26 protein-coding genes are annotated in these 26,942 nt (G+C 60.3%); 25 read left to right on the top strand and 1 reads right to left on the bottom strand.

Features of this window, described 5'->3' with window-relative positions; all coding sequences use genetic code 11:
- The 6 genes from PD282_RS16980 to PD282_RS16955 all read left to right on the top strand — a co-directional run bounded on the left by PD282_RS16980 (position 1) and on the right by PD282_RS16955 (position 4,738).
- Positions 1 to 1,092 (top strand): Gfo/Idh/MocA family protein, encoded by a 1,092-nt coding sequence (locus PD282_RS16980; RefSeq protein ID WP_274651832.1) that lies wholly within the window; start codon positions 1 to 3, stop codon positions 1,090 to 1,092.
- Complete coding sequence (locus PD282_RS16975) at positions 1,082 to 2,074, top strand: hydroxyacid dehydrogenase (RefSeq protein ID WP_274651831.1); 993 nt, start codon at positions 1,082 to 1,084, stop codon at positions 2,072 to 2,074. Before PD282_RS16980 ends, PD282_RS16975 begins: the two co-directional genes overlap by 11 nt.
- Positions 2,071 to 2,241: a hypothetical protein gene (locus PD282_RS16970; RefSeq protein ID WP_274651830.1), complete on the top strand. Its 171-nt coding sequence runs from the start codon at positions 2,071 to 2,073 to the stop codon at positions 2,239 to 2,241. The genes PD282_RS16975 and PD282_RS16970 overlap by 4 nt, the downstream gene beginning before the upstream one ends.
- Entirely contained in the window at positions 2,235 to 3,269 is a 1,035-nt protein-coding gene (locus PD282_RS16965) for a zinc-dependent alcohol dehydrogenase (protein ID WP_274651829.1), read from the top strand. The genes PD282_RS16970 and PD282_RS16965 overlap by 7 nt, the downstream gene beginning before the upstream one ends.
- Before the next feature lie 234 nt (positions 3,270 to 3,503).
- Positions 3,504 to 4,544, top strand: coding sequence for a Gfo/Idh/MocA family protein (locus PD282_RS16960; protein ID WP_274651828.1), 1,041 nt, complete (start codon positions 3,504 to 3,506; stop codon positions 4,542 to 4,544).
- Positions 4,545 to 4,588: 44 nt separating this feature from the next.
- A complete protein-coding gene (locus PD282_RS16955) occupies positions 4,589 to 4,738 on the top strand; it encodes a hypothetical protein (RefSeq protein ID WP_274651827.1) in 150 nt (49 codons plus the stop codon).
- 11 nt (positions 4,739 to 4,749) lie between these two features.
- Here the strand turns inward: PD282_RS16955 and PD282_RS16950 are convergent, their stop codons facing one another.
- Positions 4,750 to 5,460, bottom strand: a complete 711-nt coding sequence (locus tag PD282_RS16950) for a TraR/DksA C4-type zinc finger protein (protein ID WP_274651826.1) — start codon at positions 5,458 to 5,460, stop codon at positions 4,750 to 4,752.
- Positions 5,461 to 5,622: 162 nt separating this feature from the next.
- Between PD282_RS16950 and lspA the strand changes: the two genes are divergently transcribed.
- The 19 genes from lspA (at position 5,623) to PD282_RS16855 (ending at position 26,939) form a co-directional block, all read left to right on the top strand.
- Complete coding sequence (lspA, locus tag PD282_RS16945; protein ID WP_420832304.1) at positions 5,623 to 6,144, top strand: signal peptidase II; 522 nt, start codon at positions 5,623 to 5,625, stop codon at positions 6,142 to 6,144.
- On the top strand, positions 6,095 to 7,063 hold the full coding sequence (locus PD282_RS16940; protein WP_274651824.1) for an RluA family pseudouridine synthase: 969 nt from the start codon (positions 6,095 to 6,097) through the stop codon (positions 7,061 to 7,063). The genes lspA and PD282_RS16940 overlap by 50 nt, the downstream gene beginning before the upstream one ends.
- Before the next feature lie 144 nt (positions 7,064 to 7,207).
- Entirely contained in the window at positions 7,208 to 8,446 is a 1,239-nt protein-coding gene (locus PD282_RS16935) for an LL-diaminopimelate aminotransferase (protein WP_274651823.1), read from the top strand.
- A 308-nt stretch (positions 8,447 to 8,754) separates the two neighbouring features.
- Positions 8,755 to 9,318 (top strand): bifunctional pyr operon transcriptional regulator/uracil phosphoribosyltransferase PyrR, encoded by a 564-nt coding sequence (gene pyrR, locus PD282_RS16930; RefSeq protein ID WP_274655283.1) that lies wholly within the window; start codon positions 8,755 to 8,757, stop codon positions 9,316 to 9,318.
- Positions 9,319 to 10,218: an aspartate carbamoyltransferase catalytic subunit gene (locus PD282_RS16925; protein WP_274651822.1), complete on the top strand. Its 900-nt coding sequence runs from the start codon at positions 9,319 to 9,321 to the stop codon at positions 10,216 to 10,218.
- A 24-nt stretch (positions 10,219 to 10,242) separates the two neighbouring features.
- Positions 10,243 to 11,541, top strand: coding sequence for a dihydroorotase (locus PD282_RS16920; RefSeq protein ID WP_274651821.1), 1,299 nt, complete (start codon positions 10,243 to 10,245; stop codon positions 11,539 to 11,541).
- A gap of 140 nt (positions 11,542 to 11,681) precedes the next feature.
- A complete protein-coding gene (locus tag PD282_RS16915; RefSeq protein ID WP_274651820.1) occupies positions 11,682 to 12,827 on the top strand; it encodes a glutamine-hydrolyzing carbamoyl-phosphate synthase small subunit in 1,146 nt (381 codons plus the stop codon).
- A complete protein-coding gene (gene carB / locus PD282_RS16910; protein ID WP_274651819.1) occupies positions 12,814 to 16,026 on the top strand; it encodes a carbamoyl-phosphate synthase large subunit in 3,213 nt (1,070 codons plus the stop codon). Before PD282_RS16915 ends, carB begins: the two co-directional genes overlap by 14 nt.
- Positions 16,027 to 16,157: 131 nt before the next feature.
- Entirely contained in the window at positions 16,158 to 16,307 is a 150-nt protein-coding gene (locus tag PD282_RS16905) for a hypothetical protein (RefSeq protein ID WP_274651818.1), read from the top strand.
- A 12-nt stretch (positions 16,308 to 16,319) separates the two neighbouring features.
- Positions 16,320 to 17,060, top strand: coding sequence for an orotidine-5'-phosphate decarboxylase (pyrF, locus tag PD282_RS16900; protein WP_274651817.1), 741 nt, complete (start codon positions 16,320 to 16,322; stop codon positions 17,058 to 17,060).
- Positions 17,057 to 17,707, top strand: a complete 651-nt coding sequence (gene pyrE / locus PD282_RS16895) for an orotate phosphoribosyltransferase (protein ID WP_274651816.1) — start codon at positions 17,057 to 17,059, stop codon at positions 17,705 to 17,707. The genes pyrF and pyrE overlap by 4 nt, the downstream gene beginning before the upstream one ends.
- Before the next feature lie 147 nt (positions 17,708 to 17,854).
- Entirely contained in the window at positions 17,855 to 18,097 is a 243-nt protein-coding gene (locus PD282_RS16890; RefSeq protein ID WP_274651815.1) for a hypothetical protein, read from the top strand.
- Positions 18,098 to 18,386: 289 nt separating this feature from the next.
- Entirely contained in the window at positions 18,387 to 19,415 is a 1,029-nt protein-coding gene (locus PD282_RS16885) for an ABC transporter ATP-binding protein (protein ID WP_274651814.1), read from the top strand.
- Positions 19,412 to 20,254, top strand: coding sequence for an ABC transporter permease (locus tag PD282_RS16880; RefSeq protein ID WP_274651813.1), 843 nt, complete (start codon positions 19,412 to 19,414; stop codon positions 20,252 to 20,254). Before PD282_RS16885 ends, PD282_RS16880 begins: the two co-directional genes overlap by 4 nt.
- On the top strand, positions 20,238 to 21,059 hold the full coding sequence (locus PD282_RS16875; protein ID WP_274651812.1) for an ABC transporter permease: 822 nt from the start codon (positions 20,238 to 20,240) through the stop codon (positions 21,057 to 21,059). The genes PD282_RS16880 and PD282_RS16875 overlap by 17 nt, the downstream gene beginning before the upstream one ends.
- A 212-nt stretch (positions 21,060 to 21,271) precedes the next feature.
- Positions 21,272 to 22,066, top strand: a complete 795-nt coding sequence (locus PD282_RS16870; RefSeq protein ID WP_274651811.1) for an ABC transporter ATP-binding protein — start codon at positions 21,272 to 21,274, stop codon at positions 22,064 to 22,066.
- Complete coding sequence (locus PD282_RS16865; protein ID WP_274651810.1) at positions 22,032 to 23,105, top strand: efflux RND transporter periplasmic adaptor subunit; 1,074 nt, start codon at positions 22,032 to 22,034, stop codon at positions 23,103 to 23,105. Before PD282_RS16870 ends, PD282_RS16865 begins: the two co-directional genes overlap by 35 nt.
- A 3-nt stretch (positions 23,106 to 23,108) precedes the next feature.
- Entirely contained in the window at positions 23,109 to 26,054 is a 2,946-nt protein-coding gene (locus PD282_RS16860) for an ABC transporter permease (RefSeq protein WP_274651809.1), read from the top strand.
- 6 nt (positions 26,055 to 26,060) lie between these two features.
- Positions 26,061 to 26,939: an ATP-binding cassette domain-containing protein gene (locus tag PD282_RS16855; protein ID WP_274651808.1), complete on the top strand. Its 879-nt coding sequence runs from the start codon at positions 26,061 to 26,063 to the stop codon at positions 26,937 to 26,939.
- The last annotated feature ends 3 nt before the right edge of the window (positions 26,940 to 26,942 follow it).

The raw sequence follows: 26,942 nt of genomic DNA, 5'->3' as shown, positions 1-26,942 counted from the left end.
GTGAGCGGCACAATCAGAATGGCGGTCGTCGGACTGGGGCGCGTCTCGAAGTCTCATCTGCCGGCGCTGCGGGAGCTGTCGCCCAAGCTCAGGCTGGCCGCGCTCGTATCCCGCGACGCGGAGAAGCTGCGCCGGGAGGCCGGGAATGAGGAGGACGTGAAGACGTATACCTCCTATGCGGATATGCTGGAGAACGAGGAGATCGACGCGGTGCTGCTGCTCCTGCCTCATCACCTGCATGCCGAATACTCCATCCGGGCGCTGCGCGCCGGCAAGCACGTGCTGGTGGAAAAGCCGATGGCGATGAATTCGGCGGAGGCGGAGGCGATGGAGGCTGCGGCGGACGTGGCCGGGCGCGTGCTGATGATCGGGCAGAGCCGGCGTTTTTTCACCTCGGTCATGGAATCGGTACGCAGGCTGCGCGAGGGGGCGATCGGAAGGCTGATCAACATCAACGCGCTGCTGCTCGCCCATATGGATAAGCCGGCCGCCGACTGGTGGACGGATCCGGACAAAATCGGCGGCTTTATCGTTCCGCTGTGGGGCAGCCACATCCTCGATTATATCGTATGGGCTTACGGCGAGACGCCGGAGTCGGTTTATGCGCAGGGGTTTTCCAACAATCCCCATTGGAGGGGCGAGGACGAGGCGGCGATTTCCCTTCGGTTTGCGGGCGGACGAATGGCGAACGTACTCATGTCGTTCAACGCGGGCAGCCGTCCGACCGACGAGGAGGGCCTCACCGGCAAACGGATCTGGTCGACGCAGAACGGTGTCTACGACCGGTATTTGATCGGCACGAACGGCATGATGCGGCTGAAGGACGAATACGAGCTTGAGGTAAATGGGGCCAAGGAAGCGGAATGCGGCCGCGATGCGGCCAATTTCCGCCGGCAGCTGGAGGAATTTGCGGACGCGATTCTCGAAGGCCGCCAGCCGCTTGCGTCCGGGCGCGAGGTGCTTCCGGTCGTGAGGGTGATAGACGCCGTCTTCGAATCGATGCGCACGAACCGGGTTGTCCGATTGAACGGCGGCTCTGCCGACAACGGGTACCGGGACGAATATGGGAGGGTGACAAAATATGAAAGCTAAAGCGCTGGTGCTTCCGCCGGAATCCCGGCTGCAGGAGGTCTGCTCCGACGCGTGCCGCGCGCTGCTGGAGCGCGAGTTCGAGCCGGTTTGGAACGAAACCGGACGCGATTATAAGGCGGAGGAGCTGTTCGATCTCGTTCGGGAAGCGGAGGTCATCCTGACAAGCTGGGGCTCGCCGGCCTTGACCGAAGCGATGCTGGAACGGGCTCCCGGGCTGCGCGCGGTCGGGCATGCCGCCGGAACCGTGAAAAGCCTCGTCCCGCGGGGGATCTTCGCCCGCGGCGTCCGGGTCCACTCGGGCGCGCCGCGGATCGCGGCTAGCGTCGGGGAATTCTGCCTCGCCGCAATGCTGGCCTGTCTGCGCCGCCTGCCGGAGTTTGGCGGCGGGATGCGCGCGGGAGGCTGGAAGATTCCGGGGCTGAAAGGAAGAGAGCTTGCCGGGAGCAAGGTCGGCATCGTGTCGGCCAGCTCGACGGCGCGCGCGCTGATCCGCCTGCTTGCGCCGTTCGGCGTAGACGCGGTCGTTTATGATCCGTATTTAACAGCCGAAGCCGCCGCGGGACTGGGTGTCCGGACGGGAACGCTCGCGGAGGTGATGGCATGCCCGGTCATTTCCGTGCACGCGCCGAATTTACCCGCTACCGAAGGCATACTGACGGCGGAGCTGCTCGCCCGCATTCCCGACGGCGCCGTACTGGTCAATTCGTCGCGGGGCAGCGTTTTTGACGAGCAAGCGCTTATGGCGGAGCTGCAAAGCGGCCGGTTCACGGCTGCGCTCGACGTGTTCGCCAGGGAGCCGCTTGCTGCGGACAGCCCGCTGCGTACGCTGCCGAACGTGCTGCTGACGCCCCATATCGCCGGCGCGACGGTCGAGGGCCATCTCGCCCTGATGGAGGCGGTGGCGGCCGATATCGTCCGCGGTCTGGCGGGAGAGCCGACCGCCTATGAAGTGAACGAACGGATGTGGGACGTGATGGCGTGACGGCGGATTCGAGTGAGGCTTATGCGTCCGGGCGAGCGGCATCTGCCGGCCTTTCGAGCGGCAAGCTGACGGTTTCGCTGCCCAGATCGTCCGGACAGCTGCCGGTCTATTACAACGCTATGCGCGGACCGTCAGTCAACAGAAAGGAGATCGAGACGATATGGTAACAAAAATGGCTGTGCCGCCGATGGAGCTGACGGACCGGACCGGACCGGGCACGCAGCTGTGCGCGGTGATGGACGCGGTCGGGGAAATCAGCGTGCGGCGGGCGCTCGTTCCCGAGCCCAAGCCGGGCGAGGTCCGCGTCAAAGTGAAATGGGTCGGCATATGCGGCAGCGACATTGCGGTGTTTCGCGGTGCGCGGGAGCCGGAATTTATCACCTATCCGACGCGGCTCGGGCATGAGGTGGCCGGCGTCATCGACAAGGTCGGGCCGGGCGTCACCGGCGTAAAGGCGGGCGATCCCGTCGCGCTGCGATACGTTTGGGGAGCCTTCGCCGAATACGTTTGCTGCAGTCCTTTTTCCGTCAAGGTGCTGCCGAAGGAGCTGCCGCTCATCGAAGGCTCGCTGATCGAGGTGCTTCCGGGCATTCTGCACGCGGCGGAGCTCGCGGATATTTCGCCGCACAAGAACGTCCTCATTACCGGACAGGGCGTGAGCGGCCTCGTCATGACGCAGGTCGTCTCCCTGTTCAGTCCGCGCAAGCTGGCGGTGACGGACCTGTTCGACGAGAAGCTGGCTCTCGCCCGCAAGTACGGCGCGACGCACACGTACAAACTTCCTTCCGCGCATGCCGATACGATGGAAGCGCTGCGGCATGATTTTCCCGACGGCTTCGACGTCGTGATCCCGTGTCTGCTTGAGGGGGACGGGATGGTCGATGCGATCAGCGCGGCCGCCCAGAACGGCCGGATCGTCATGTACGGGTGCATCGGCACCTGCAGAAGACCTGTCGATTTCTTCAAGGTGCACAAGAAACGGCTGGATATTTTATCCACCGAACCGAAGCGGGACATCGACAACCGGCGCTTCTTCGACGAAGGGCTTCGCCTGGTCATGGACGGGCTGGTCAACACGGAGGAAATGATTACGCATATCGTGCCGCTGGCCGAAGTCGGCCGCGCCTTCGGACTGCGCAACGAGCATAAAGGCGATACGATTCATGTCATGATCGACTGCGAGGTACAGAAGTAGCGGTTGGCATCATTTTAACGGAATCCTATGCCGGTCTCTTGTCCGAGGCCGGCTTTTTTAAGGTTTTCTATATGCTTAAGCCGCCTGCGGCACCGGGGGAAGCGACCGCATTGACGTCAAAAAATCGCCATGCTATGCTTTGGCTTAAACCTGGAATGAGACGCTTGGAGACCGGATTCAGAAGGCCCCATAATCGAAACTTCCAAGGCGATACCGGAGAGGTGGTTATCGGGCATGAGCGCCGTCAAGAAAGTAAAGGTTGCTTTGGTCGGAGCGGGCGGTTCCGCAAGCGGCCGCGAGTTATGGAATGGTTTTCAATCGCCGGGCAGCTGGGGGATGCAGCATGTGCGCGTATGGGCGTCGAGGCCGGATGTGGATTTCTGCGCAATCGTCGGACGGGACGCCGTTCGTACGCAGGAGAAGGCGGAAATTTTCGGCACCAAGGCCTACACGCGAATTGCCGACATGCTGGAGCAGGAAACGCCGGATCTCGTCAGCCTCTGCCTGCCGAATCAAGGGCATTTCGACGCTACGCTGGAGGTTATCCGGGCCGGGTTCCCGCTGCTGGTCGAAAAACCGCTTGTATTTGATATCAGAGAAGCCGAAATCCTGATGAACGAAGCCGCCAAAAGAAACGTATTTTTTGCGATCAATTTTAACCACAGGTTCGCCAAGCCGGTCGAGCTTGCGCGCGCGGCGATCGATGCGGGCAGGCTTGGCGAGCTGACGTTCGCCTCCTGGCGGTTCGGCGGAGAAGGAGCCAGCAGTCATCCGCATGCCAATCTGATCGAGACGCAATGCCACGGCTTCGATATGCTGGAATATTTGTGCGGACCGGTCGAATCGGTGATGGCCGAGATGTCGGACAAAACCGGCAGCGGGTACCGGACGCTGTCGCTTGCCCTCCGCTTTCGAAGCGGGGCGGTCGGAAGCCTGATCGGAACCTATGATTCATCCTACGCCTACCCGGATACGCATCGCGTGGAGATCGACGGCACGCGCGGCCGGTCCGTCATTCACGATACGGTGAAAAAATATACGTTCCATGCCGCGGGCAGCGAGATCGGGGAAAGCTGGGAGGCCGGCTACTTTAACGATGCGGATCGCGAATTCCATCGCACATTCGACAAGCATGCCGAAGCGCTTCTCGTTGCGCTTCGCAGCGGAGACAAGCCCCCGGTCGACGCCGGAGCGGGCTATCGCGCGCTGCTTCTCGCGGAGGCCGCAATCCGTTCCTTTGAAAGCGGCTGCAGGGTGAAGGTTGCGGCAACGTGAGAACTGAAGCGGCCGAAACCTCCTGAATAAGGCGGCGCTCGGAAATGACGGCTCTGGAGCCGGAACCATTTTCCCATACGATGCATGCGGCGGAAAAAATGAGCGGCCCGGCAGCGGATGCCGCCTTCATATGCCGGTCAGGCCATAATAAACAAAGCTTGCAGTCCGCCGAGGCTGCAAGCTTTGTTGGTTAAGGACCGGAGCCTCATTCCTCCTCCAGTCCGCCGTCCCCTTCCTTATGCTTCATATATTCGTAATACGCTTTGTTGCGGACGACCGTCACATGATTTCCGGAAATATCGGTCGCCAGGAAGCTTTCGATCGCCTCGACGTAACCGTCGGGTTCTCCGGCTTCGATACCGACGCTCTCGTAATCTTCCGCGTTGCGGTTTTCGGACATGGCCGGCGAGTTCGAATTGCCCCAGCTTTCAACGATCTGCCAGGCGTCTTCTCCATCAAAGCCGTTATATTCATGCTCGTCGAGGCTTGAGCGGCCGAACGGCGGTTGCAGAAAAGCTTCCTCCACCGGTCTGCGGTAGGATTCGTCCTGTCTTGGCGAATGCTCGACGCAGTATACGGTATCCGGAACCGCCGCGAGCCGTTCGTACGGGATCGGTTCCCCGCATACGCGGCAAATCCCGTAGCTTCCATCCGCCATCGCCTCCAGGGCGGCATCGATCCGGGCTAGGCGCAGATCCTCCTGCTCGAGCAGTGCGACATCCTTCTCCCGATCATACGTCTCGGTCGCCAAATCGCCCGGATGGTTGTCGATGGCGGACAGCTCGCCCGTGTCGTCCCGCTGCGAGGACGCCAGCCCGTAATGCTCTTGATCCCCGAGGCGCGCTTCGGTCTGCCGTTTATCGGCTTCCAGCCTCGCTTTCAGCCCGTTAAGCTGTTCAGATGTAAGATGGCTCATAATCTGCCACAACCCTTCTCGAAATGTCAATCTGAAGGCCGTCGGTTCGACCTTATTGTTGGCGGAACGGCCGGATTTTAATCCGCGGGCCGGCTGCTTCTTCCGCTGGCTCTCGCAAAGGCGGATATGCTACAATATCTGGGACAAGGGAGGATTGATGGGGTGAAATATTACTATTATTGGATCGCGCTCTTCGTCTTCGCAATCGATTTCGTCTCAAAAAAAATGATCGAAGCCAACTTCGTTATCGGTCAAAAGATGAGCATTATCGGCGACTTCTTTGTGATTACGTTTCTCAAAAATCAGGGCGCCGCGTTCGGCATCCTGCAGCGCCAGCAGTGGCTGTTCGTTCTGATCACGCTTCTGGTCGTCGCCGGCATTGTCTGGTATATGGCGAAAAACCGGAATACCGGCAAGCCCTTGCTGCTGATCGGGCTCGGTCTCGTGCTGGGCGGCGCGATCGGCAATTTTCTCGACCGGGCGCTTTACGGCGAAGTCACCGACTTCCTGCAGTTTACGTTCGGCAGCTATGTGTTTCCGATTTTTAATTTGGCGGATTCCGGAATTACATGCGGCGTTGCGCTTATATTGCTCGATGCCCTGATCTCCTCAAAAAAAGAAAATGGTGAACCGAATGGACAGCATGAACGAAAAGAACCGGATGGAAGCCAGCCGGTCCAATGAAGAACGGATTGAATTTACGGCCCGGGACGGCGAAGCGGGCATAAGGCTGGACAAAGCCGTCACGGAAAGCCTGGAGGAAGACGCCGCCGCATCCCGCACCCAGGTGCAGGAGTGGATCAAAGCGGGCGCCGTGCTCGTCAACGGACGACCGGCCAAGGCGAATTACAAGCTCGCCGCCGGCGACGAGGTGACGATCGACATTCCGGAGCCCGAGGCGGCGGAGATTGAACCGGAGGCGATTCCGCTTGACATCGCATACGAGGACGGCGACGTTATCGTGATCAACAAGCCGCGCGGCTTGGTCGTCCACCCGGCACCCGGTCACGTCAAGGGCACCGTCGTGAACGCGTTAATGTATCACTGCACCGACTTGTCCGGCATTAACGGCGTTATGAGGCCCGGCATCGTGCACCGGATCGACAAGGATACGTCCGGACTGCTGATGGCGGCGAAGAACGATCTCGCGCATGCGTCGCTGGCCGAGCAGCTCAAGGCGCATACGGTGACGCGGAAATATATCGCCCTCGTGCACGGCAACCTGCCGCACGATCACGGGACAGTGGATGCGCCGATCGGACGCGATCCGCACGACCGCAAGCTGTTTACGGTTATCGAACGGGGCGGGAAGCGCGCGGTCACGCATTTTGCCGTCATCGAACGGATCGCCGATTATACGCTGCTCGAGCTCCAGCTCGAAACGGGGCGGACCCATCAAATCCGCGTTCATATGAAATATATCGGGCATCCGCTGGCGGGAGATCCGGTCTATGGGCGGAGCAGGACGATCGGGCTGAAAGGTCAGGCGCTTCACGCCGCGGTGCTTGGCTTCGAGCATCCGCGAACCGGAGCCTATCTGGAATTCGAAGCGCCCGTTCCGGAGGATATGGAGAGGGAAATCGCCATTTTGCGCCAGCTGTAAGCCCTTAGGCGATGCCTGTCCGAAACCGTCGAAAAGTGCAAACTTTTGGCCATTTCCTATATTAAGTTCGATGAACGGTTTACGCTATGATGAATGCAATTGCAGGAAATCGATTACGATCCAGGAAAGGTGAAGTGAATCCGAATGACACAAATTAATCATTCTTATACGGAGCTTCAGGGCAGCTATCTGTTCTCCGAAATCGCCAAGCGCCGCACGAAATTCATGCAGGAAAACCCGAATGCGCAAATTATAAGCCTCGGCATCGGCGACGTGACGCGGGGCCTGCCGGATGCGATCGTGAAAGCGATGCACGCTGCGGTGGACGAGCTGGCCCGGCCCGATTCGTTCCGCGGCTACGGCCCCGAGCAGGGTTACGATTTCCTGATTCAGGCGATCATCGATAACGACTATAAAGCGCGCGGGATCGACATCCAGACGAACGAAGTGTTCGTCAGCGACGGCTCGAAATGCGATGTCGGCAACATTCAGGAAATTTTCAGCCAGGATGCCGTCATTGCGGTGCAGGACCCGGTGTATCCGGTTTATGTGGACACGAACGTAATGGCCGGCCGTTCGGGACGGTTTAATAAAGAGAAGGGCCAATATGAGAACATCGTCTATTTGCCGTGCAGCGCCGAGAACAACTTTACGCCGAGCCTGCCGGAAGGGCGCAAGGTCGATTTGATCTACCTGTGCTATCCGAACAATCCTACGGGCATGACGCTGTCGAAGGCCGAGCTGAAGCGCTGGGTCGATTTCGCCAAAGCGAACGATGCGATTATTTTGTACGATTCGGCTTACGAGGCATTCATTCAGGAGAAGGACGTGCCCCGCAGCATTTACGAAATCGAAGGCGCCAAGGAAGTGGCCATCGAATTCCGCAGCTTTTCCAAGACGGCCGGCTTTACGGGCGTCCGCTGCGCCTACACGGTCGTGCCGCGCGAGCTGAAAGCCAAGGACGCAGACGGCAACGTCGTGACAGTGGCGGATTTGTGGAATCGCCGCCATACGACAAAATTCAACGGCGTTTCCTACGTGACCCAACGCGGGGCGGAAGCGGTCTTTTCGCCGGAGGGCAAGGAACAAATTCGTTCGATTATTGATTATTACATGACGAACGCGGGGATTATCCGCGACGGCCTGAAGTCGCTGGGGCTTCAAGTGTTCGGCGGCGTCAATGCGCCTTACATCTGGCTTAAGACGCCAAACGGACTCGACTCCTGGGCGTTCTTCGACAAACTGCTTTCCGAGGCGAACATCGTCGGCACGCCGGGCGTCGGCTTTGGCCAGAGCGGGCAGGGCTATTTCCGTCTAACCGCGTTCGGCAGCCGCGAAAATACGGAGAAAGCGGTTGAACGCATAACGAAGCTGAGTCTGTAAATGCTAAGCGGAGCAGGTTCATGACGACAAAAGCCTATTGACATGATTTGTCGAACGTGGCATAATTCTTTTGATGAACGAATGTACCTTTAAGTTCAGTCCAGAGAGGCTGGCAAGGTAGCGTGAATAATTGAATACCCGGAAGTACGGAGAAGCCGGCCATCGGTCTGCCCCTTAGGGGAAACCTGACTGCTTGGCGGCGACCGGACCGGATATTCATGTGTAAGTACGCTCTCCTTGCGGTAGCCCGCAAGGAGTTTTTTTGTGTGACGGAGCTTCGGTTCGACGTAAGGAGGCGGGAAACCCGCATGGATGAACAGCGGCGCATTATTATGGACGAGACGGCGATCCGCCGGGCGCTGACGCGAATCGCCCATGAAATTGTCGAGAAGAACAAAGGCATCGAAGGCTGCGTGCTCGTCGGAATCCGGACGCGCGGTGTCTATCTGGCCCGCCGTATCGCGGAGCTCATTCGCGAAATCGAAGGCGCTCCGGTCAAGTCGGACGAAATCGACATCACTTCTTACCGGGACGACCGGGCGCACGGCGCCGGCGGCTCGCCGAGTCCTGCGCCGTCTCCCGGCGCCGCGGCCACCCTGAACGTGCAGGACAAGCGGGTCATTTTGTTCGATGACGTACTGTATACCGGCCGGACGATCCGGGCGGCGATGGACGCGCTGATGGACCGCGGGCGGCCGCAGAGTATCCAGCTGGCGGTGCTGGTCGACAGAGGCCACCGCGAGCTGCCGATCCGGCCCGACTATGTCGGCAAGAACGTGCCGACCTCAAAGCAGGAGCGAATCGAAGTGTCGCTCCAGGACGTGGACGATGTGGACCAAGTGGCGATAATCCATCGGAGGGGGCTGGCTTGAATGGCGGTCATCACGCATATGCAGCGGAGTTTGCTCGGGCTGAAGGAACTCGATAAGGAAGAGATCGTTTCGATTCTGGACCGCGCGGCCTACTGGGAGGCGCAGCCGGATAAAGTGCGGCAGGTGGCTCCAGGCAAGTTTGTCGCGAATATGTTTTTCGAGAACAGTACCCGCACGCGGTTTTCGTTCGAAGTGGCCGAGAAGCGGCTAGGCGCGGAGGTGCTCAATTTCTCGGCCGCGGTTTCGAGCGTGCAGAAGGGCGAGTCGATCTACGATACGGTCAAGACGCTCGAATCGATGGGTATCGACGCCGGCGTCATCCGGCTGAAGCCGATCGGCGTGCTGGCCGAGCTTGCCGCGAAAATCAAGGTGCCGCTCATCAACGCGGGCGACGGCAACAACGAGCATCCGACGCAGGCGCTGCTCGACCTGTATACGATGCGCAAGCATTTCGGCGAGCTGCGGGGGCTGACGGTTACGATCGTCGGCGATGTGCTGCACAGCCGCGTAGCGCGCTCGAATTTGTGGGCGCTGCGAAAATTCGGCGCGAACGTGCGCTTCTGCTCGCCGCCGAACATGGCCGCCCCCGAGCTGGACGCGCCGAACGTGACGATGAACGAAGCGCTGCAGTCGGACGTCGTCATGATGCTGAGGGTGCAGCTGGAACGGCACGAGAGCGGCATGCTGAAATCGGCCGAAGAATACCGCGAGCAGTACGGCCTGACGGTCGAGCGGGCGAAACGGATTCCGGAACATGCGATCATCATGCATCCGGCGCCGATCAACCGCGGCGTCGAAATCGACGACGAGGTGGTCGAGCATCCGCAGTCGCGGATTTTCCCGCAGATGGCAAACGGGGTGCCGGTTAGGATGGCTGTAATCGAGCGTGCGCTCGGCTAAATTCGAAAGGGGATGACAACCGCGATGCCGGTTTGGATCATAAACGGACAAGTTTGGGACGAGGCGGCCGGAAGGCCGGTCACAAAACATATTCGAACGGAAAACGGCAGGATTGCGGCGATCGCGGAAGGCGATGCGGCTGAGCTGGATACGGAGGGGCATGATATAATCGACGCCGCGGGCAGGCTGGTCTCGGCGGGATTTATCGATATGCACGTACACCTCCGCGATCCGGGGTTCGAACATAAAGAAGACCTTGCAACGGGCACGCGCTCGGCGGCGAAAGGCGGCTTCACGACCATCGCCTGCATGCCGAACACGCGCCCGGTCACCGATACGCCGGAAACCGTCCGCTACATAAGGGACAAAGCGGCGAGAGAAGGCATCGTGAAGGTGCTTCCGTACGCGGCGATTACGAAAAACGAGCTCGGGCGCGAGCTGACCGACTTTGCCGCCTTGAAGGAAGCGGGCGCAGCCGGCTTCACCGACGACGGCGTCGGCGTGCAGAACGCGCAGATGATGAAAAACGCGATGACGCTGGCCAAATCGCTTGATCTGCCGATCATCGCCCACTGCGAGGACGACTCGCTGGTCGAGGGCGCCTGGGCGACCGAAGGCAATTTTGCCAGGAAATACGGCTTGAAAGGCATCCCGAACGAATCCGAGGCGATCCATGTCGGACGCGACGCGCTGCTGGCCGAGGCGACGGGCGTTCACTACCACGTCTGCCACGTCAGCACCGAACAGTCGGTGCGCCTCATCCGGCTGGCGAAGCAAAACGGCGTGCGCATCACGGCCGAGGTTTGTCCGCACCATCTGGTGCTGTCGGACGAGGATATTCCGGGGCTGGACGACGCCAACTGGAAAATGAACCCGCCGCTGCGGTCGCCCCGCGACGTGCAGGCGGTCATCGAAGGGCTCGAGGACGGTACGATCGATATCATCGTCACCGACCATGCGCCGCACAGCGACGAAGAAAAAGCGCGCGGCGTCGAGCTGGCGCCGTTCGGCATCGTCGGCTTCGAAACGGCGTTTCCGCTCCTCTACACGAAATTCGTCCAAACCGGCAGATGGACGCTCGGCTTCCTGCTGCAGCGGATGACGGCCGACCCGGCCAGGGTGTTTGGGCTGACCGAAGGCCGGCTCGCGGTTGGCGCTCCAGCGGACGTGACAATTGTCGAGCTGGAAGGCGAACGGACGGTCGATCCGAAGACGTTCGCTTCGAAGAGCGCGAACATGCCGTTCGGCGGATGGCGGTTAGCCGGCTGGCCGGTGCTCACGATGGTGGACGGCAAGGTCGTCTGGTCGGAGCTGCCGCAATAGCGTTTTTGACCGGGCGAAACGGCGGCCTCGGACAAGATGAACCAACGGTCAAACAGATGTGCTTCCGAAGCGGTCTTTCTTTCTGCTTGAACGGAAGTCATAAGAATAGCAGCCGCAGAAAACGTTGAGGAGTGATTCGGATGCAAGCAAGATTGTTGTTGGAAGACGGCACGCTGTTCACGGGCCTCGCATTTGGCGCCGAAGGACAGTCGGCCGGCGAAGTGGTATTTAACACCGGCATAACAGGCTATCAGGAGGTCATTTCCGATCCGTCCTACTGCGGGCAAATCGTTACGATGACGTATCCGCTCGTCGGCAACTACGGCATTTCGCGGGACGATTTCGAATCGGTCCGGCCCTATATCCACGGGTTTGTCGTCCGCAGGCACGAACCGGTGCCGAGCAATTGGCGGGCGCAGTACACGCTTGACCGGCTGCTGAAGGAATACGGCATCATCGGCATCAGCGACATCGATACGCGCATGCTGACCCGCATCCTGCGCCATCACGGCACGATGAAGGGGATTCTGACGACCGGCTCGGAGCGCGTCGAAGAGCTTCGCGAGCGACTCGATCTCACGCCGCTGATGCGCGATCAGGTGGCCCGCACGTCGACGAAAAGCATCTTTTCGAGCCCGGGAGACGGAGAGCGGATCGTCCTGATCGATTACGGCGCGAAAAGCGGCATCCTGCGCGAGCTGACGCGCCGCGGCTGCGACGTTGTCGTCGTGCCGCACGATGCGACGGCCGATGAAATCCGCCGCCTCGCACCGGACGGCATCCAGCTGTCGAACGGCCCCGGCGATCCGAAGGATGCGCCGCAAGCGGTCGCGACGCTGAAGGAGCTCCTCGGCGAATTCCCGATTTTCGGCATCTGCCTCGGCCATCAGCTGTTTGCGCTGGCTTGCGGTGCGGACACGACGAAGCTGAAATTCGGCCACCGCGGCGGCAACCATCCGGTGAAGGAGCTGGCGACGAACCGCTGCTACATCACCTCGCAAAACCACGGGTATACCGTGCTGGAGGATTCGATCGCGGGCACGAAGCTGGAAGTGACCCACATCAACAACAACGACCGGACCATCGAGGGCTTGCGGCATACGGAATTCCCGGCGTTTACGGTCCAGTACCATCCGGAGGCCGCGCCGGGACCGTTCGATTCAAGCTACCTGTTCGATCAATTCCTGGACATGATCCGCGACCATAAGCGAAGTCACCCGAAAAAACCGCGCCAGGCGGAGCTTGCGGAACGTCAAAGAGGAGAGCTGCAGTATGCCCAAAAATAATGAGCTGAAAAAAATTCTCGTCATCGGTTCCGGTCCGATCGTCATCGGACAGGCGGCCGAGTTCGACTACGCAGGCACCCAGGCTTGCCAGGCGCTGAAGGAAGAAGGTTACGAGGTTGTCCTGATCAACAGCAACCCGGCGACCATCATGACCGACACGAACATGGCCGATAAGGTTTACATCGAGCCCATCACGCTCGATTTCGTGACGCAAATTATTCGCCAGGAGCGGCCGGACGGCCTGCTGCCGACGCTCGGCGGCCAGACCGGCCTCAACATGGCGGTCGAGCTGGCCCGCGCAGGCGTGCTGGAGCGCGAAAACGTGAAGCTGCTCGGCACGCAGCTGACGGCGATCGAGAAGGCGGAGGACCGCGACCTGTTTCGCGATCTGATGCGCGAGCTGGAGCAGCCGGTGCCGGAGAGCACGATCGTGACAACCGTCGAGGAAGCGGTCGCTTTTGCCGGCGAAATCGGCTACCCGATCATCGTCCGCCCGGCTTATACGCTCGGCGGTACGGGAGGCGGCATTTGCGCGGACGAAGAAGAGCTGCGGGAAACGGTCGCGTCCGGCATCCGCTACAGCCCGATCAGCCAGTGCCTGATTGAGAAATCGATCGCCGGCATGAAAGAGATCGAATACGAGGTCATGCGCGATGCGAACGACAACTGCATCGTCGTCTGCAACATGGAGAACTTCGATCCGGTCGGCGTCCATACGGGCGATTCCATCGTCGTGGCGCCCAGCCAGACGCTGTCCGACCGCGAATATCAAATGCTCCGTTCGGCGTCGCTCAAAATCATCCGCGCGCTGAACATCGAAGGCGGCTGCAACGTTCAGTTCGCCCTCGACCCGCACAGCTATCAATATTACGTCATCGAGGTAAATCCGCGCGTCAGCCGCTCGTCGGCGCTCGCTTCCAAAGCGACGGGTTACCCGATCGCAAAGATGGCCGCCAAAATCGCCATCGGCTACACGCTCGACGAAATCGTCAACCCGGTTACGGGCCAGACCTACGCCTGTTTCGAGCCGACGCTCGACTACATCGTATCGAAAATCCCGCGCTGGCCGTTCGACAAGTTTACCTCGGCGAACCGCAAGCTCGGGACGCAGATGAAGGCGACCGGCGAAGTGATGGCAATCGGCCGCACATTCGAAGAATCGATGCATAAGGCGGTCCGCTCGCTGGAAATCGGCGTGCACCGCATTCACTTGAAGGATGCCGCCGAGCTGCAGGACGATGTGCTGCGTCTCCGCCTGCAAAAGCCGGACGACGAGCGGATGTTCCTCGTCGCCGAAGCGTTCCGCCGCGGCTACGAGCTGCAGGACATTCAGGACTTGACGAAAATCGACTGGTGGTTCCTGGACAAACTCGAAGGCATCGTCCGTTTCGAGAACGAGCTGCGCTCGGCTCCCGCGCTGTCGGAGGATCTGCTGTACCAAGCAAAGCGCAAAGGCTTCTCCGACCGATCGATCGCGGAAATCCGCTCCGAAGGCGGCCATGCGATGACCGAGCTGCAGGTGCGCGCCCAGCGGCTCGAGCAGGGGCTGAAGCCGGTTTACAAAATGGTCGATACGTGCGCGGCGGAGTTCGAAGCGTCGACGCCGTACTACTACTCGACCTATGAGACCGAAAACGAAGTGACCGATACGGCGAAGGAAAAGGTGCTCGTGCTCGGCTCCGGCCCGATCCGGATCGGTCAGGGCATCGAATTCGACTACTCGACCGTGCATGCGGTATGGGCGATTCAAAGCGCCGGCTACGAAGCGGTCATCATCAACAACAATCCGGAGACGGTTTCCACCGACTTCTCGACGTCCGACCGCCTGTATTTCGAGCCGCTTTTCTACGAGGACGTCATGAATGTGATCGAGCAGGAGAAACCGATCGGCGTCATCGTCCAGTTCGGCGGACAGACGGCGATTAACCTCGCCGCTCCGCTGACGAAGGCGGGCGTGCGCATCCTCGGTTCGGACCTGGAAAGCATCGATGCCGCCGAGGACCGCAAAAAATTCGAAGCGCTGCTGCGCAAGCTGGACATCGCCCAGCCGGAAGGCAGCACGGTCACGTCCGTCGACAAGGCGGTGGAAACGGCGCAGAAGCTGGGCTACCCGGTTCTGGTGCGCCCGTCGTACGTACTCGGCGGCCGCGCGATGGAAATCGTCTACTCCGATAACGAGCTGCTCAGCTACATGGAACAGGCGGTAAAAATCAATCCGGAGCATCCGGTGCTGATCGACCGCTACATGCTCGGCAAAGAAGCGGAGGTCGACGCGATCTGCGACGGCGAAACGGTGCTCATTCCGGGCATCATGGAGCATATCGAGCGCGCCGGCGTCCACTCCGGCGACTCGATCGCGGTCTACCCGCCGCAGTCGATCTCGGAGGACCTGAAGAAGGAGATGGTCGACATCACGATCAAAATCGCCAAGGAGCTGCGTGTCGTCGGTCTCGTCAACATCCAGTTTGTCATCTTCCAGGACAAGGTGTACGTCATCGAGGTTAACCCGCGCTCCTCGCGGACGGTGCCGTTCCTCAGCAAAATCACGAACATACCGATGGCCAATCTGGCGACGAAAGCGATTCTCGGCACGAAGCTCGAATCGCTCGGTTATACGGACGGTCTTTGGCCGGAGGCGGATTACGTATCGGTGAAGGTGCCGGTCTTCTCCTTCGCCAAGCTGCGCCGCGTCGATCCGACGCTGACGCCGGAGATGAAATCGACCGGCGAGGTGATGGGCCGCGACCAGCAGTACGCCAAGGCGCTGTACAAAGGGCTGATCGGCGCCGGCATGCGCATCCCGCCGACCGGCGCGATTATCGCGACCGTAGCCGATAAAGATAAGCCGGAGGCGATCGATATTTTGCGCGGCTTTTACGACCTTGGCTACAACATCATCGCGACCGGCGGCACGGCCGACGCGCTGGAGGCGGCCGGGCTTCGCGTCAATCGCGTCAACAAGCTGAGCGAAGGTTCGCCGAACATTCTCGACCTGATTCGCGACGGGCAGGCGCACTTCGTCGTCAACACGCTGACGAAAGGCAAAACGCCGGCACGCGACGGCTTCCGCATCCGCCGCGAAGCGGTCGAGAACGGCGTCATCTGCATGACGTCGCTCGATACAGTGCGGGCGCTGCTCAACATGCTCGAAACGATCAACTTCTCTTCCCGGCCGATGCCGGTGCTGCAGGAGAAATAAGGTTCCTCTTCGGCCGGTATCGGCCGGAGTCAGCGAAAGCCTGCCCGCCAGCAGGCTTTCGCTGCGAGTGAAACGAAAAAACGAAGCCTATGCTTCCGAAGCGAGTTTTTGCTCGCAAGGAGTGTTTCAGGATGTTTCGCAAAAACAAAGCCTATGCTTCCGAAGCGAGTTTTTACTTACAAGATGTGTATTTCAGGGTGCAGCGCAAAAACGAAGCCTATGCTTCCGAAGCGAGTTTTTGCTCGCAAGGAGTGTTTCAGGATGTTTCGCAAAAACTTTGAGGAGGTTCCGTCATGTCTACGGTAAAGCTTAGCCTGGAGGAAGCGGCCGGGAAAGTGATGGTCGCGCTCGACTATCCGGACGCCGCGGCGGCCGAGACGCTGCTGCGCGCTCTTGAAGGCATTCCGTGCTATGTCAAAGTCGGCATGCAGCTGTTTTACGCGGCGGGGCCCGGGTTTACGGCAGGCCTCAAGGAACGCGGCTACCGGGTTTTTCTCGATCTGAAACTGCATGATATCCCGAACACGGTGAAAGGCGGCGCAAACAGCATCGCCAGGCTCGGCGTCGATATTTTCAACGTTCATGCCGCCGGGGGCGTGCGGATGATGGAGGCTGCGCTCGAAGGCGCCGACGCCGCCGTCTCCGGCGGCGCCCGGCGCCCGGCGGTCATCGCCGTTACGCAGCTGACGAGCACCGCCCAAACGATGCTGAACGACGAGATCGGCATCCCCGGGTCGATGGAGGAGGCCGTGGTCCGTTACGCCCGGCTGGCGAGTCAGGCCGGATTGGACGGCGTCGTCGCCTCCTCGCGCGAGGTGCGGACCGTCAAAGCGGCCTGCGGCGAGTCGTTTCGCACGGTGACGCCCGGCATCCGGCCGGCGGGCATGGACGTGAACGACCAGTCCCGCATTATGACGCCGGCGGAAGCGCTGAAGGAAGGGACCGATTTCATGGTGATCGGCCGTCCGATCACGGCGTCCGCCGATCCGCGTCTTGCGCTGGAAAACATATTGAAGGAGCTGATGGAAGCATGACAACGACATCCTACCTTGAGCAGCTGCCCGTCCTTATCGCCGAACGATTGCTGGCTATCCAGGCGGTCGCGCTGCGGCCCAATGAGCCGTTTACGTGGTCGTCGGGCCTGAAATCGCCGATTTACTGCGATAACCGCCTGACGATGTCGTACCCCGAGATTCGCGAGATGATTGCCGAAGCGTTTGCCGCCATCATCCGCGATCGTTATCCCGACTGCGAAGCGGTGGCGGGCATTGCGACGGGAGGCATTCCCCATGCAGCCTGGGTGGCGCAAAAGCTGAACCTCCCCATGCTCTACGTCCGCGACAAGGCGAAGGGGCACGGCAAAACGAACCAGATCGAGGGTCATTTTACGCAGGGACAAAAGGTTGTCATGATCGAGGACTTGGTCTCCACCGGCGGCAGCTCGCTGAACGCGGCGAAGGCGGTGCGCGAGGCGGGCTGCGAGGTGCAGGGCGTCGTCGCGATTTTCACGTACCAGTTTCCGAAGGCGGCGGAAGCGTTCGCGGCCGAAAATATCCCGCTCGATACGCTGTCGAACTTGACGACGCTGATCGAAGTGGCGGAAAAGAACGGGACGATTCAGCACTCGGACGTTGCCATCCTGCAATCGTGGCGCGAAAATCCGCAGGCTTATCACGTATAATTAGCGCCGCCGCGGCGTGCGGCTGAACACGGACAGACCGTCCGTGTTTTTTTGTTTCCATTTTCGGCTATTCGGGTAATAGTTCTGTAACGGCGAGCATAAGGTATGAAGAGTTGATAGATTCAAAGGATGGAGAGGTAGATAGATATGAAACAATCGTTCGAAACGTTAATGGAATCCACCGGCGATCTGCTTCACCGCGTTCGCAAGTACGATCGGGACCTGATGCACAGCGAGGAAATTAAACGGCTCGGCGAGACGCATGCGCTGATCGGACAAGCGATCTGGGTGGCGGACAGCGATCCGCTGCGCGAGCGGGTGATGGAGAAGCTGATTCGGATGAAAATCAGGCTGATGACTTTGCTGGAAAATTTGCTTTATACCGCCTGAGGCCGGTCTTTCTTCTGCCCCCGGCGTCCGGCCGTCCTCAAAATTGTTTTGACGAAACGGGTTGCCAAAGCGGCCGGCGGGTGGTAATATGTTACATCAAACGGAAGGGTTTCTAGGGATCCGCGCACCCTGTGGCGAACCGAGCGAAACCGGCTGCAGACAATACGTCTTTGCTACACCGTAGGGATAAAAGACCTTCGGCAAGTTCCGCCTTCTGGGCGGTCTTCGCCGGGGTCTTTTTTGCTTTAGCGGGACGAAGCGGCAAGACGAGAGATGAGGTGACGGCGCGGTGTGGGCTTTGCAAACGGACGGACTTAGCAAAACGTTTAAAGTGAAACGAAAGGACGCGGGGCTGCGGGGAAGCTTCCGCTCCTTGATCAAGCCGGAATGGGAGGAAAAGATGGCGGTGCGGCAGATCGATTTGTCCGTCCGCCGCGGCGAGACGGTCGCCTTTCTCGGGCCGAACGGAGCGGGTAAATCGACGACGATCAAAATGCTTACCGGCATCCTGCACCCGACCTCCGGCTCGGCGAGCGTGCTCGGCCTGACGCCTTGGTCGGAGCGCGCCCGGCTCGCATACCGGATCGGCGCGGTTTTCGGGCAGAAGTCGCAGCTGTGGTACCATCTGCCGCCTGCGGACACGTTCGATCTGATCAGCCGCGTCTATGAGCTGAAGAGGAGCGATTACCGCCGGCGCCGCGACGAATTGATCGACCGGTTCGAGCTCGGCCCGCATATGCGGACGCCGGTGCGGAGGCTGTCGCTCGGCGAACGGATGCGGTGCGAGATCGCCGCTTCGTTCCTGCACCGCCCGGAGCTGATCTTTCTCGACGAGCCGACGATCGGGCTGGACGTCGTGGTGAAGCAGCGCATCCGCGAGCTCATTCGCGAGCTGAACCGCGAGGAGGGAACGACCGTTTTTCTGACCTCGCACGATGCGGGCGACGTCGAGGAGCTGTGCTCGCGCGCCGTCGTCATTCATCATGGCGGCCTGCTGCTCGATTCGCCGGTCGACAGGCTGAAGCGGGACGCGCTGAACCGCAAGACGGTCACGATGACGATGGCCGATTCAAACGGGCGGACGTTGCCGGCTGCCGTTGCCGGAACGGAAATGATGGCGGCGGAGGGACGCAGGCTGAAGCTGACCGTCGATTTGACGCAGACGACGATCGAGCGCGTGCTCGCCGAACTGATCGGCACCGTCCGGTTCGAGGATGTGACCGTGGAGGATCCGCCGCTTGAAGAAATCATCAAGCATATTTACGGCATGCAGGCCGGGGGAAAAGGACCGGCGGCTGGAAAGGCGGGAGCGCCATGAACGGAAGATATGCCGCGGCGGCGGAAGCCGCAGCGGCCAGGGCGGGGGCGGCCGGCCGGAAAATCGGCGCCGTCGCGCGCATTACACTGAGGCATCAGCTGGCTTACCGGACCGATTTCATCGTGCGCGCCTCTTTCCTGCTGCTCATCCTGTTCGTCTTCGTGCAGCTGTGGAGCGCGGCGTACGGCGGCGACGGCCAGCTGCGCATCGCGGGCTACACGCTGAAGCAGATCGTCTGGTACCTCGTTTTTACCGAAGCGATCACGATGGCCGGACCGCCGGTCGGCACGCTGATCGAGGATGAAGTGAAAAACGGCGACATCGCCATCCGGCTTATCCGGCCGCTCTCGTATATCGGCTATCATTACGCGTGCTATATGGCGGAGGCCTATTTCCGATTCTTCATTCATCTGGCGGTCGGCGCCGCCGTCGCGTGGCCGCTGGCCGGAACGCCGTCGTTCGGGTACGGCTGGGCGGCACTGCTCGCGCTCAGCTTCGGCGCGATGACGCTCGCTTTTCTGCTCAGCGCGGCGGTTGCGCTATGCGCCTTCTGGATCGAGGAGACCCGCGGTCTCGATTTCGTGCTGCAGAAGCTGAAGTTCACCGTCGGCGGCATGCTGCTGCCGCTCGATATGATGCCGGGTTGGCTGCAGCATTTGTGCGCCTGGCTGCCCTTCCAGGCGGTGCTCTATTTGCCCGCTCGGTCGGCTGTCGACGTAAGCCGTGCGGCTCTGCCCGAACAGCTGGTGGTTCAGCTGCTGTGGATCGCCGCCATTGCCGCCGTTGTGTCGTTCATCTACAGGAGAGGAGTGAAGAAGCTTCATGTCAATGGCGGATAACCGGACGGCGGCCGGCCGGAGCTTCGCCGTGCTGCGGTTTCTGCTGGCCTGCTGGAAAGTCAATCTGGCGGCGGCGATGGAGTACCGGCTCAGCTTCGTGCTGCTGGCCGGCATGATGATCGTCAACAACCTGCTGTGGCTGCTTTTCTGGAGCTTGTTTTTCGGCCGCTTTCCGGTCGTGAACGGCTGGCAGTTAAACGACGTCATGATGCTGTGGGCGGTCGGGGCGGGTGGCTTCGGCTGGGCAAACGTCCTGTTCGGCAATTTCAACCGGATCGCCGAAATCGTCGCCGGAGGCCGACTAGACGTCTATTTGTCGCAGCCGAAGCCGGTGCTGCTGCATGTGCTGGCCAGCCGCATGTCGATTACGGCGCTCGGCGACTTCATTTTCGGCTTGGCCGTTTACGCCTGGGCCGGCGACCATTCGCTCCGTGGCGCGGCGCTTTTCGCGGCGGGGCTGCTGCTCGCCGGGCTGCTTTTTATGGCCGTCATGATTCTGGCCGGGTGCTGCGCTTTTTTTATCGGCAATGCCGAAGGGCTCTCGCAGCAGGTGTTTAACGGCTTCCTGGCGCTGACGACTTACCCGTCGGATATTTTCCGCGGCCTGGCGCGGGCGGTGCTGTTCTCCGTCGTGCCGGCAGGCTTTATCAGCTATTTGCCGATCGGGCTGCTGCGCGACTTTTCGCCGCCGTTCGTCTGCGGAGCCGCCGGCGTCACGCTGGGCTTCGGCATCGCCGGCGTGCTGCTGTTCAGGCTCGGCCTCAAGCGTTATACTTCCGGCAACGCGATTGCGATGCGGGGATAACCTTCTTTGATCGTTCGTTTACCATTCAATAAGAAAGTCCGCAGGCTCCCGGTTTCCGGAAAGGATCGTGTCGATCTTCCGGGAAACGAGAGCCTTTTTAACAAATATTTAGGATTTTAAACAGCGTTCGGCGTAACTTTTTCGTGACTTGCACCGTCTATACGGTAATTGGATCCATATTCTCTCATAAAAGGGGGGCGCGAAAGCAGCTCATGACATGGTGGAAACGAACGACGTCCCAAACTTTAGCCGTAAAGGAGGCAGGGAGCGGACAAGAGGCAGCTCAGCCGGCAGAAGCGGCGAAGCTTGCGCAAACATACCCGGAGGAAGAACCGGGGGAGCCGATCTTGGCCGTGCGGGACGTGGGGCGCACGTTCCAGGTCGGCGGACAGCCGCTGCACGTGCTGAAAGGCATCCAGCTGGAGCTGATGCCGAGAAAGCTCGTCATGCTGCGCGGCAGATCGGGGTCCGGCAAAACGACGCTGCTGAATATGATCGGCGGACTGGATCAGCCGACAAAAGGCGAAATTTTTTTTCGCGGCATGCCGTTTCATTCGATGAACGACGATGAGCGCACGCTGGTCAGACGCAAGGAGATGGGCTTTATTTTTCAGGCCTACGCGCTGATGCCGCTGCTGTCGGCTTACGAGAACGTCGAGCTGTCGCTGCGCATGGCGGGTACGCCCGGCGGCGAATGGAAGGAACGCGTTTCACACTGTCTTGACATGGTCGGACTGGGCAAACGGATGCATCACCGGCCGTTCGAGCTTTCCGGCGGCGAGCAGCAGCGGGTTGCCATCGCCAAAGCGATCGCACACCGTCCGAGACTGCTCCTGGCGGACGAACCGACCGCGGAGCTGGATTCGCAGATGGCGGCGCAAATCATGGCGGTCTTTCAAAATATCATTCGCACGGAACAGGTTACGATTTGTATGACGACGCACGATCCCACGATTTTGGAGGTTGCCGATCATGTTTATGAAATGGTTGACGGGAAGTTCATTTAAGCGTTCATCCGCCGTTTTGCTGGGCGCATCGCTCGTCTTCGCAAGCGGCTGCTCGCTGCTCCCGAAGGAGCAGAGCGAGGAGACCCTCCCGGAAATCACGCCCCCGCAAATTTCGAAAAAACCGGAATACGATGTGACGACGACGACGCTGGAGACGAAGGTGACGGCCGCCGGAAATATCATTTCGATGCAGGAAGAGACGATGTATTTTACGATCGACGAAAAGCGCATCAAACAATTAGACGTAAAAACCGGGCAAAAGGTAACGGCCGGCCAGGTTATTGCCTCGCTCGATATGGACGACGAGGAGAAAGCGCTGCGCGACGCCAAAATTCAATTTCAGCAGGATGAGCTCGATATGAAGCAGACGCTGCGCAATCGCGATACGATGAATCCGGTCGAGTTTCAGCAGAAGCAGATCGCCTTCGAGGAGAAGCGGCAGGCGCTGGCCGACCAGCAGGAAGAGCTGGACAAAGCGACGCTGAAAGCGCCGTTCGCCGGCACTGTCGTGTCCGTCAGCGTGCAGAAGGGCGATCAGGTCAAGGCGTACGATCCAATCTGCATCATTGCCGATACGTCGCAGCTGACGGCCGCGGCGAAAATGACTCCGGACGACCTGCAGGGCGTTGCTGTCGGCATGCCCGCCGTCGTCGATATCAACAATATCGGGCAGGTGACGGGCAAGGTGAAGCAGCTGCCGGTCTTCCAGGACGACGACCAGAACGGGAACGGAACCGGCAACGGCGGTCAGCAGCGTCCGGACCGGCCCGAGGATTACCTGATCGTACAGCTGGACAAGAAACCGCCCGGCATGACGAGGGGCACGCCGCTGTCGATATCCATCATTACGCAGCGCAAGGAAAATGCGATCGTCATACCGCCTTCCGCCCTCCGGACAATGGGTGCGCGTACATACGTGCAGGTGGCCGAGAAGGACGGCACGAAGCGCGAGGTCGACGTCGAGGTCGGCCAGCAAACGGCGACCGAAGTGGAAATCGTCAAAGGGCTGACGCCGGGACAGAAAGTCGTAGGGCGATAACCGATGGGGATGCCGTTATTTCGCTTTCTGTTCCGGAAAATGTGGAACACCAGGTGGATGACGCTCAGCTCGCTGGCCGGTCTCATCATGGCCGTGGCGTTCGCCACCAGCATTCCGATGTACGCGGACGGCGCGCTGAAAGGCGTCGTGGAGCAGTCGCTGAAGGAACAGAGCGATGGCCTGCCCGCCGGCTCGCTGCTGATGCACTACCAGGCGTCGGGCGGCGACAAGACGGATTTGACCGCGCTCTCGAACGTAATGAGCTACATCCGCGAGAAAGTGCCGGAGGAAATCGGATTTCCGCATGCGTCGTTTGTCCAGACCCTGTCGATCGCAAGCGCGGAGATCGTGCCGGAGGACCCGTCCAAGGTCGATCCCAGCCTTGTCCGGCAGATGACGATTTCCACGATGTCCGGCATCGACAAGAAGGCGGAGCTGACGCAGGGGCGCTGGTTCGCCGATTCGGTCGGCAGCGGCAACACCATCGAGGCGGTGATGCTCGACGAAGCGATGTACCGGAACGACGTGCACATCGGCGACGTCTTCGAATACCCGATTTACAGCGGACTCAACATTACGGTACGCGTCAAAATCGTCGGCTCCTTCAAGCCGACCGCCGATACCGACCCGTTCTGGTATCAGGGGCTCGAAGGGATGATGAATACGCTGGTCGTCGGCGACAATGCGCTTCAGACCGGGCTGCTGAAGAATCTGAACATACCGCTTCATACCGCGAACTGGTACTACGCCTTCGATCTGTCGAATATCAAAACGAGCCAGCTGTCGCCGCTGAACCGGACGCTGGAGCGGCTGAACGTGGACCTGTACCAGCAGCTTAAAAACACGAGGGTGGAAATTTCGTTCGCCAAGCTGCTCGGCGAGTTCCGGACGCAGAGCCTGCAGCTGCAGCTGCTGCTGTTCACGCTGGCGGCGCCGATGCTGGCGATGGTGTTTTATTTCATCGCGATGAATGCGCGTCAGTCGCTCGACAAGCAGCGCGCCGACATCGCCGTGCTTCGGAGCCGCGGCGCGGGCACCAGGCAAATCATATGGATGTATTTTCTGGAGGGGCTGATGCTTGGTCTTGCGGCGCTTATTCTCGGTCCGCTCATCGGCTGGTTTATGGCGAAAAGCATCGGTTCGGCGAACGGCTTTCTCGAGTTCGTCGACCGCAAATCCATTCCCGTCGGGTTCTCGAACGAAGCGGTTATCGCAGGCATTGCGGCCGTGCTGCTGGCCGTGCTGGCGACCGTCATCCCCGCCGTCATCTATGCGCGGGCGTCGATCGTCAACTACAAGCAGCAGCTTGCCCGCTCGGACCGCAGTCCCGGCTGGCAGCGATGGTTTCTCGACGTGCTGCTGCTCGGCGTGGCCGCTTACGGCTGGTATTTGTTCAACGAGCGGCAGCTGGTCTCGTTTCAGAGCGGCTTGACGACGGACCAGCTGAACGTGCAGCCGTTCCTGTTTTTCGTGCCGGCGATCGCCATATTCGCGATGGGACTGTTCTTCCTGCGCATATTCCCGTGGCTGCTGAGACTGTTCGGCTGGCTCGGCAAGCGTCTGCTGCCGGTGCCGGCGTACCTGACGCTCACCCAGCTGTCGCGTTCGTCCAAAGGGTATTACCCGCTGATGATCCTGCTGATCCTGACGCTCGGTCTCGGCGTCTATAACGCGTCGGCTGCGCGCACGATCGATCTGAATTCGACGGAACGGACCTTATACAAATTCGGCACCGATGTCACGGTCAAGACGGTGTGGGAAGGTCAGGCCGATCCGGTCGATCAGGGCCGAAATGCCGGAGGAGACAACGGCGGCAGCGGCGGAGGTCCAAACGGCGGCGGCCAACAAGGCGAGGGCGGCCAAAGCGGCGGGAACGGCAGCGGCGAAGGCGGCGCGCCCGGCGCCGAGGGACCCGGCGGACCCGGCGGCGCCCCTGACGTTCCGACGCGCATCACGTACAACGAGCCGCCGTTCGAGGTGTTTCGCACACTGGACGGCGTGCAGGCGGCGGCACGCGTCCTGCAGACGCCGGGCAATATCATCGTATCGGGCAAATCGATCGGACAGGGCACGCTGATGGGCATCGACAATGTCGATTTCGCCAAGGTCGCCTGGTTCAGGGACGACCTGTTTCCGATCAATCCGTTCTATTATTTGAAGTTTCTCGGCATGTACGAGGAGGCGGCAATCATCCCGTCGAGCGTGGCGGAGAAGTACCAGCTGAAGCTCGGCGACGTCGTGTCCGTCGGCCTTCAGGACAATGTCATCGACTTCGTCGTCGTCGGCATTGTGCCTTATTGGCCGAGCCAGTACCCCGACCAGTCGCCGTTCGTCATCGCCAATCTCGATTACATTTATGACCAGGTGCCGATCATTCCGTACGACGTCTGGCTGAAGATGAAGCCGGGCGCGCTCACCGGAACGGTGATCAAGGAGCTGCAGGCAAAGGGCATCGAGCTGGCCGACGTGCAGGATGTGCGCATCGAGCTGGCCCGGCAGTCGAAGCTGCCGACGAGGGGAGGCGTATTCGGCATTTTGAGCCTCGGCTTCCTCGTCTCGATCATCGTATCCTTGACCGGGTACGTGCTTTACTGGTTTTTCAACCTGTCGGGGCGGATCGTACAGTTCGGGGTCCTGCGGGCGATGGGGCTGTCGCGCAAGCAATTGACCGGAATGCTGCTGCTGGAGCAAATATTCACGGCCGGCCTGTCGATCGCGCTCGGCATCGCCATCGGCAAAATCGCGAGCCTGCTGTTCCTGCCGTTTCTGCAGACGACCGAGAATGTCGCCAACTCGGTGCCGCCGTTCCGCGTCGTCTTCGATTCGAAAGATACGGCGCAGCTTTACATCGTCGTTGGCGTCATGATGCTGATGGGCGCCGGGCTGCTGCTCGTTCATATTCGCCGGCTGCGCGTGCACCAGGCCGTCAAGATGGGAGAGGAGCGTTAAGCGGATATGATCGATTGCGAAGGACTCGTCAAAATTTACAAATCCGACGATCTCGAGGTTGTCGCCCTCCAAGGGCTCAATTTGCAGGTCCGCGAGGGCGAGATGATGGCGATCATCGGCAACAGCGGCAGCGGCAAATCGACGCTGCTCAACATTCTCGGCGGGCTTGACCGGCCTTCGGCCGGCCAGGTCCGCGTCGGGCAGTGGGATCTGCTCAAAATTACCGAGGATCAGCTCGTCGAATACAAGCGGGATACGGTCGGCTTCATCTGGCAGAACAATGCCCGCAATTTGCTTCCCTATTTGACTGCGCTGGAAAACGTGGAGATGCCGATGATGCTCTCCGCGAGGCTCGACCGGGCTTATGCGAAGCAGCTGCTGGAATGGGTCGGCCTGAAGGAGCGGATGCACAACAAGCTCCACCAGCTGTCCGGCGGCGAACAGCAGCGGGTGGCGATGGCGATTTCGCTGGCGAACCGGCCGAAGCTGCTGCTCGCCGACGAACCGACCGGCTCGGTCGATTTGGCTACGTCGGACCGGATCATGGACATTTTCCGCAGGCTGAACCGCGAGCTCGGCGTCACGATCGTGATCGTCACGCACGATCTGTCGCTTGCCGGCAAGGTGGACCGGGTGGTCGCCATCCGCGACGGCCTGACGAGCACCGAATTTATTAAACGCAATCCGAACCTGGATACGTCGGGGGAAGGGTTCGCTCTGCAGAGCGCAAGCAGCGCGCACGAGGAGTATGTCGTCGTCGACCGCGTCGGCCGGCTGCAAATTCCGAAGGCCTATTTGACCGCGCTGAATATTAAAGATAAAGCATCGATGGAATTCGACGGCGAGCGCATCATCATTTCGCCGCCAAAATCATTGGAGGGGTAAATT

Source organism: Paenibacillus humicola, assembly GCF_028826105.1.
GTDB lineage: Bacteria > Bacillota > Bacilli > Paenibacillales > Paenibacillaceae > Paenibacillus_Z > Paenibacillus_Z humicola.
The sequence above is the reverse complement of the archived record's forward strand: the minus strand, read 5'-3'. Positions and strand labels throughout refer to the sequence as shown.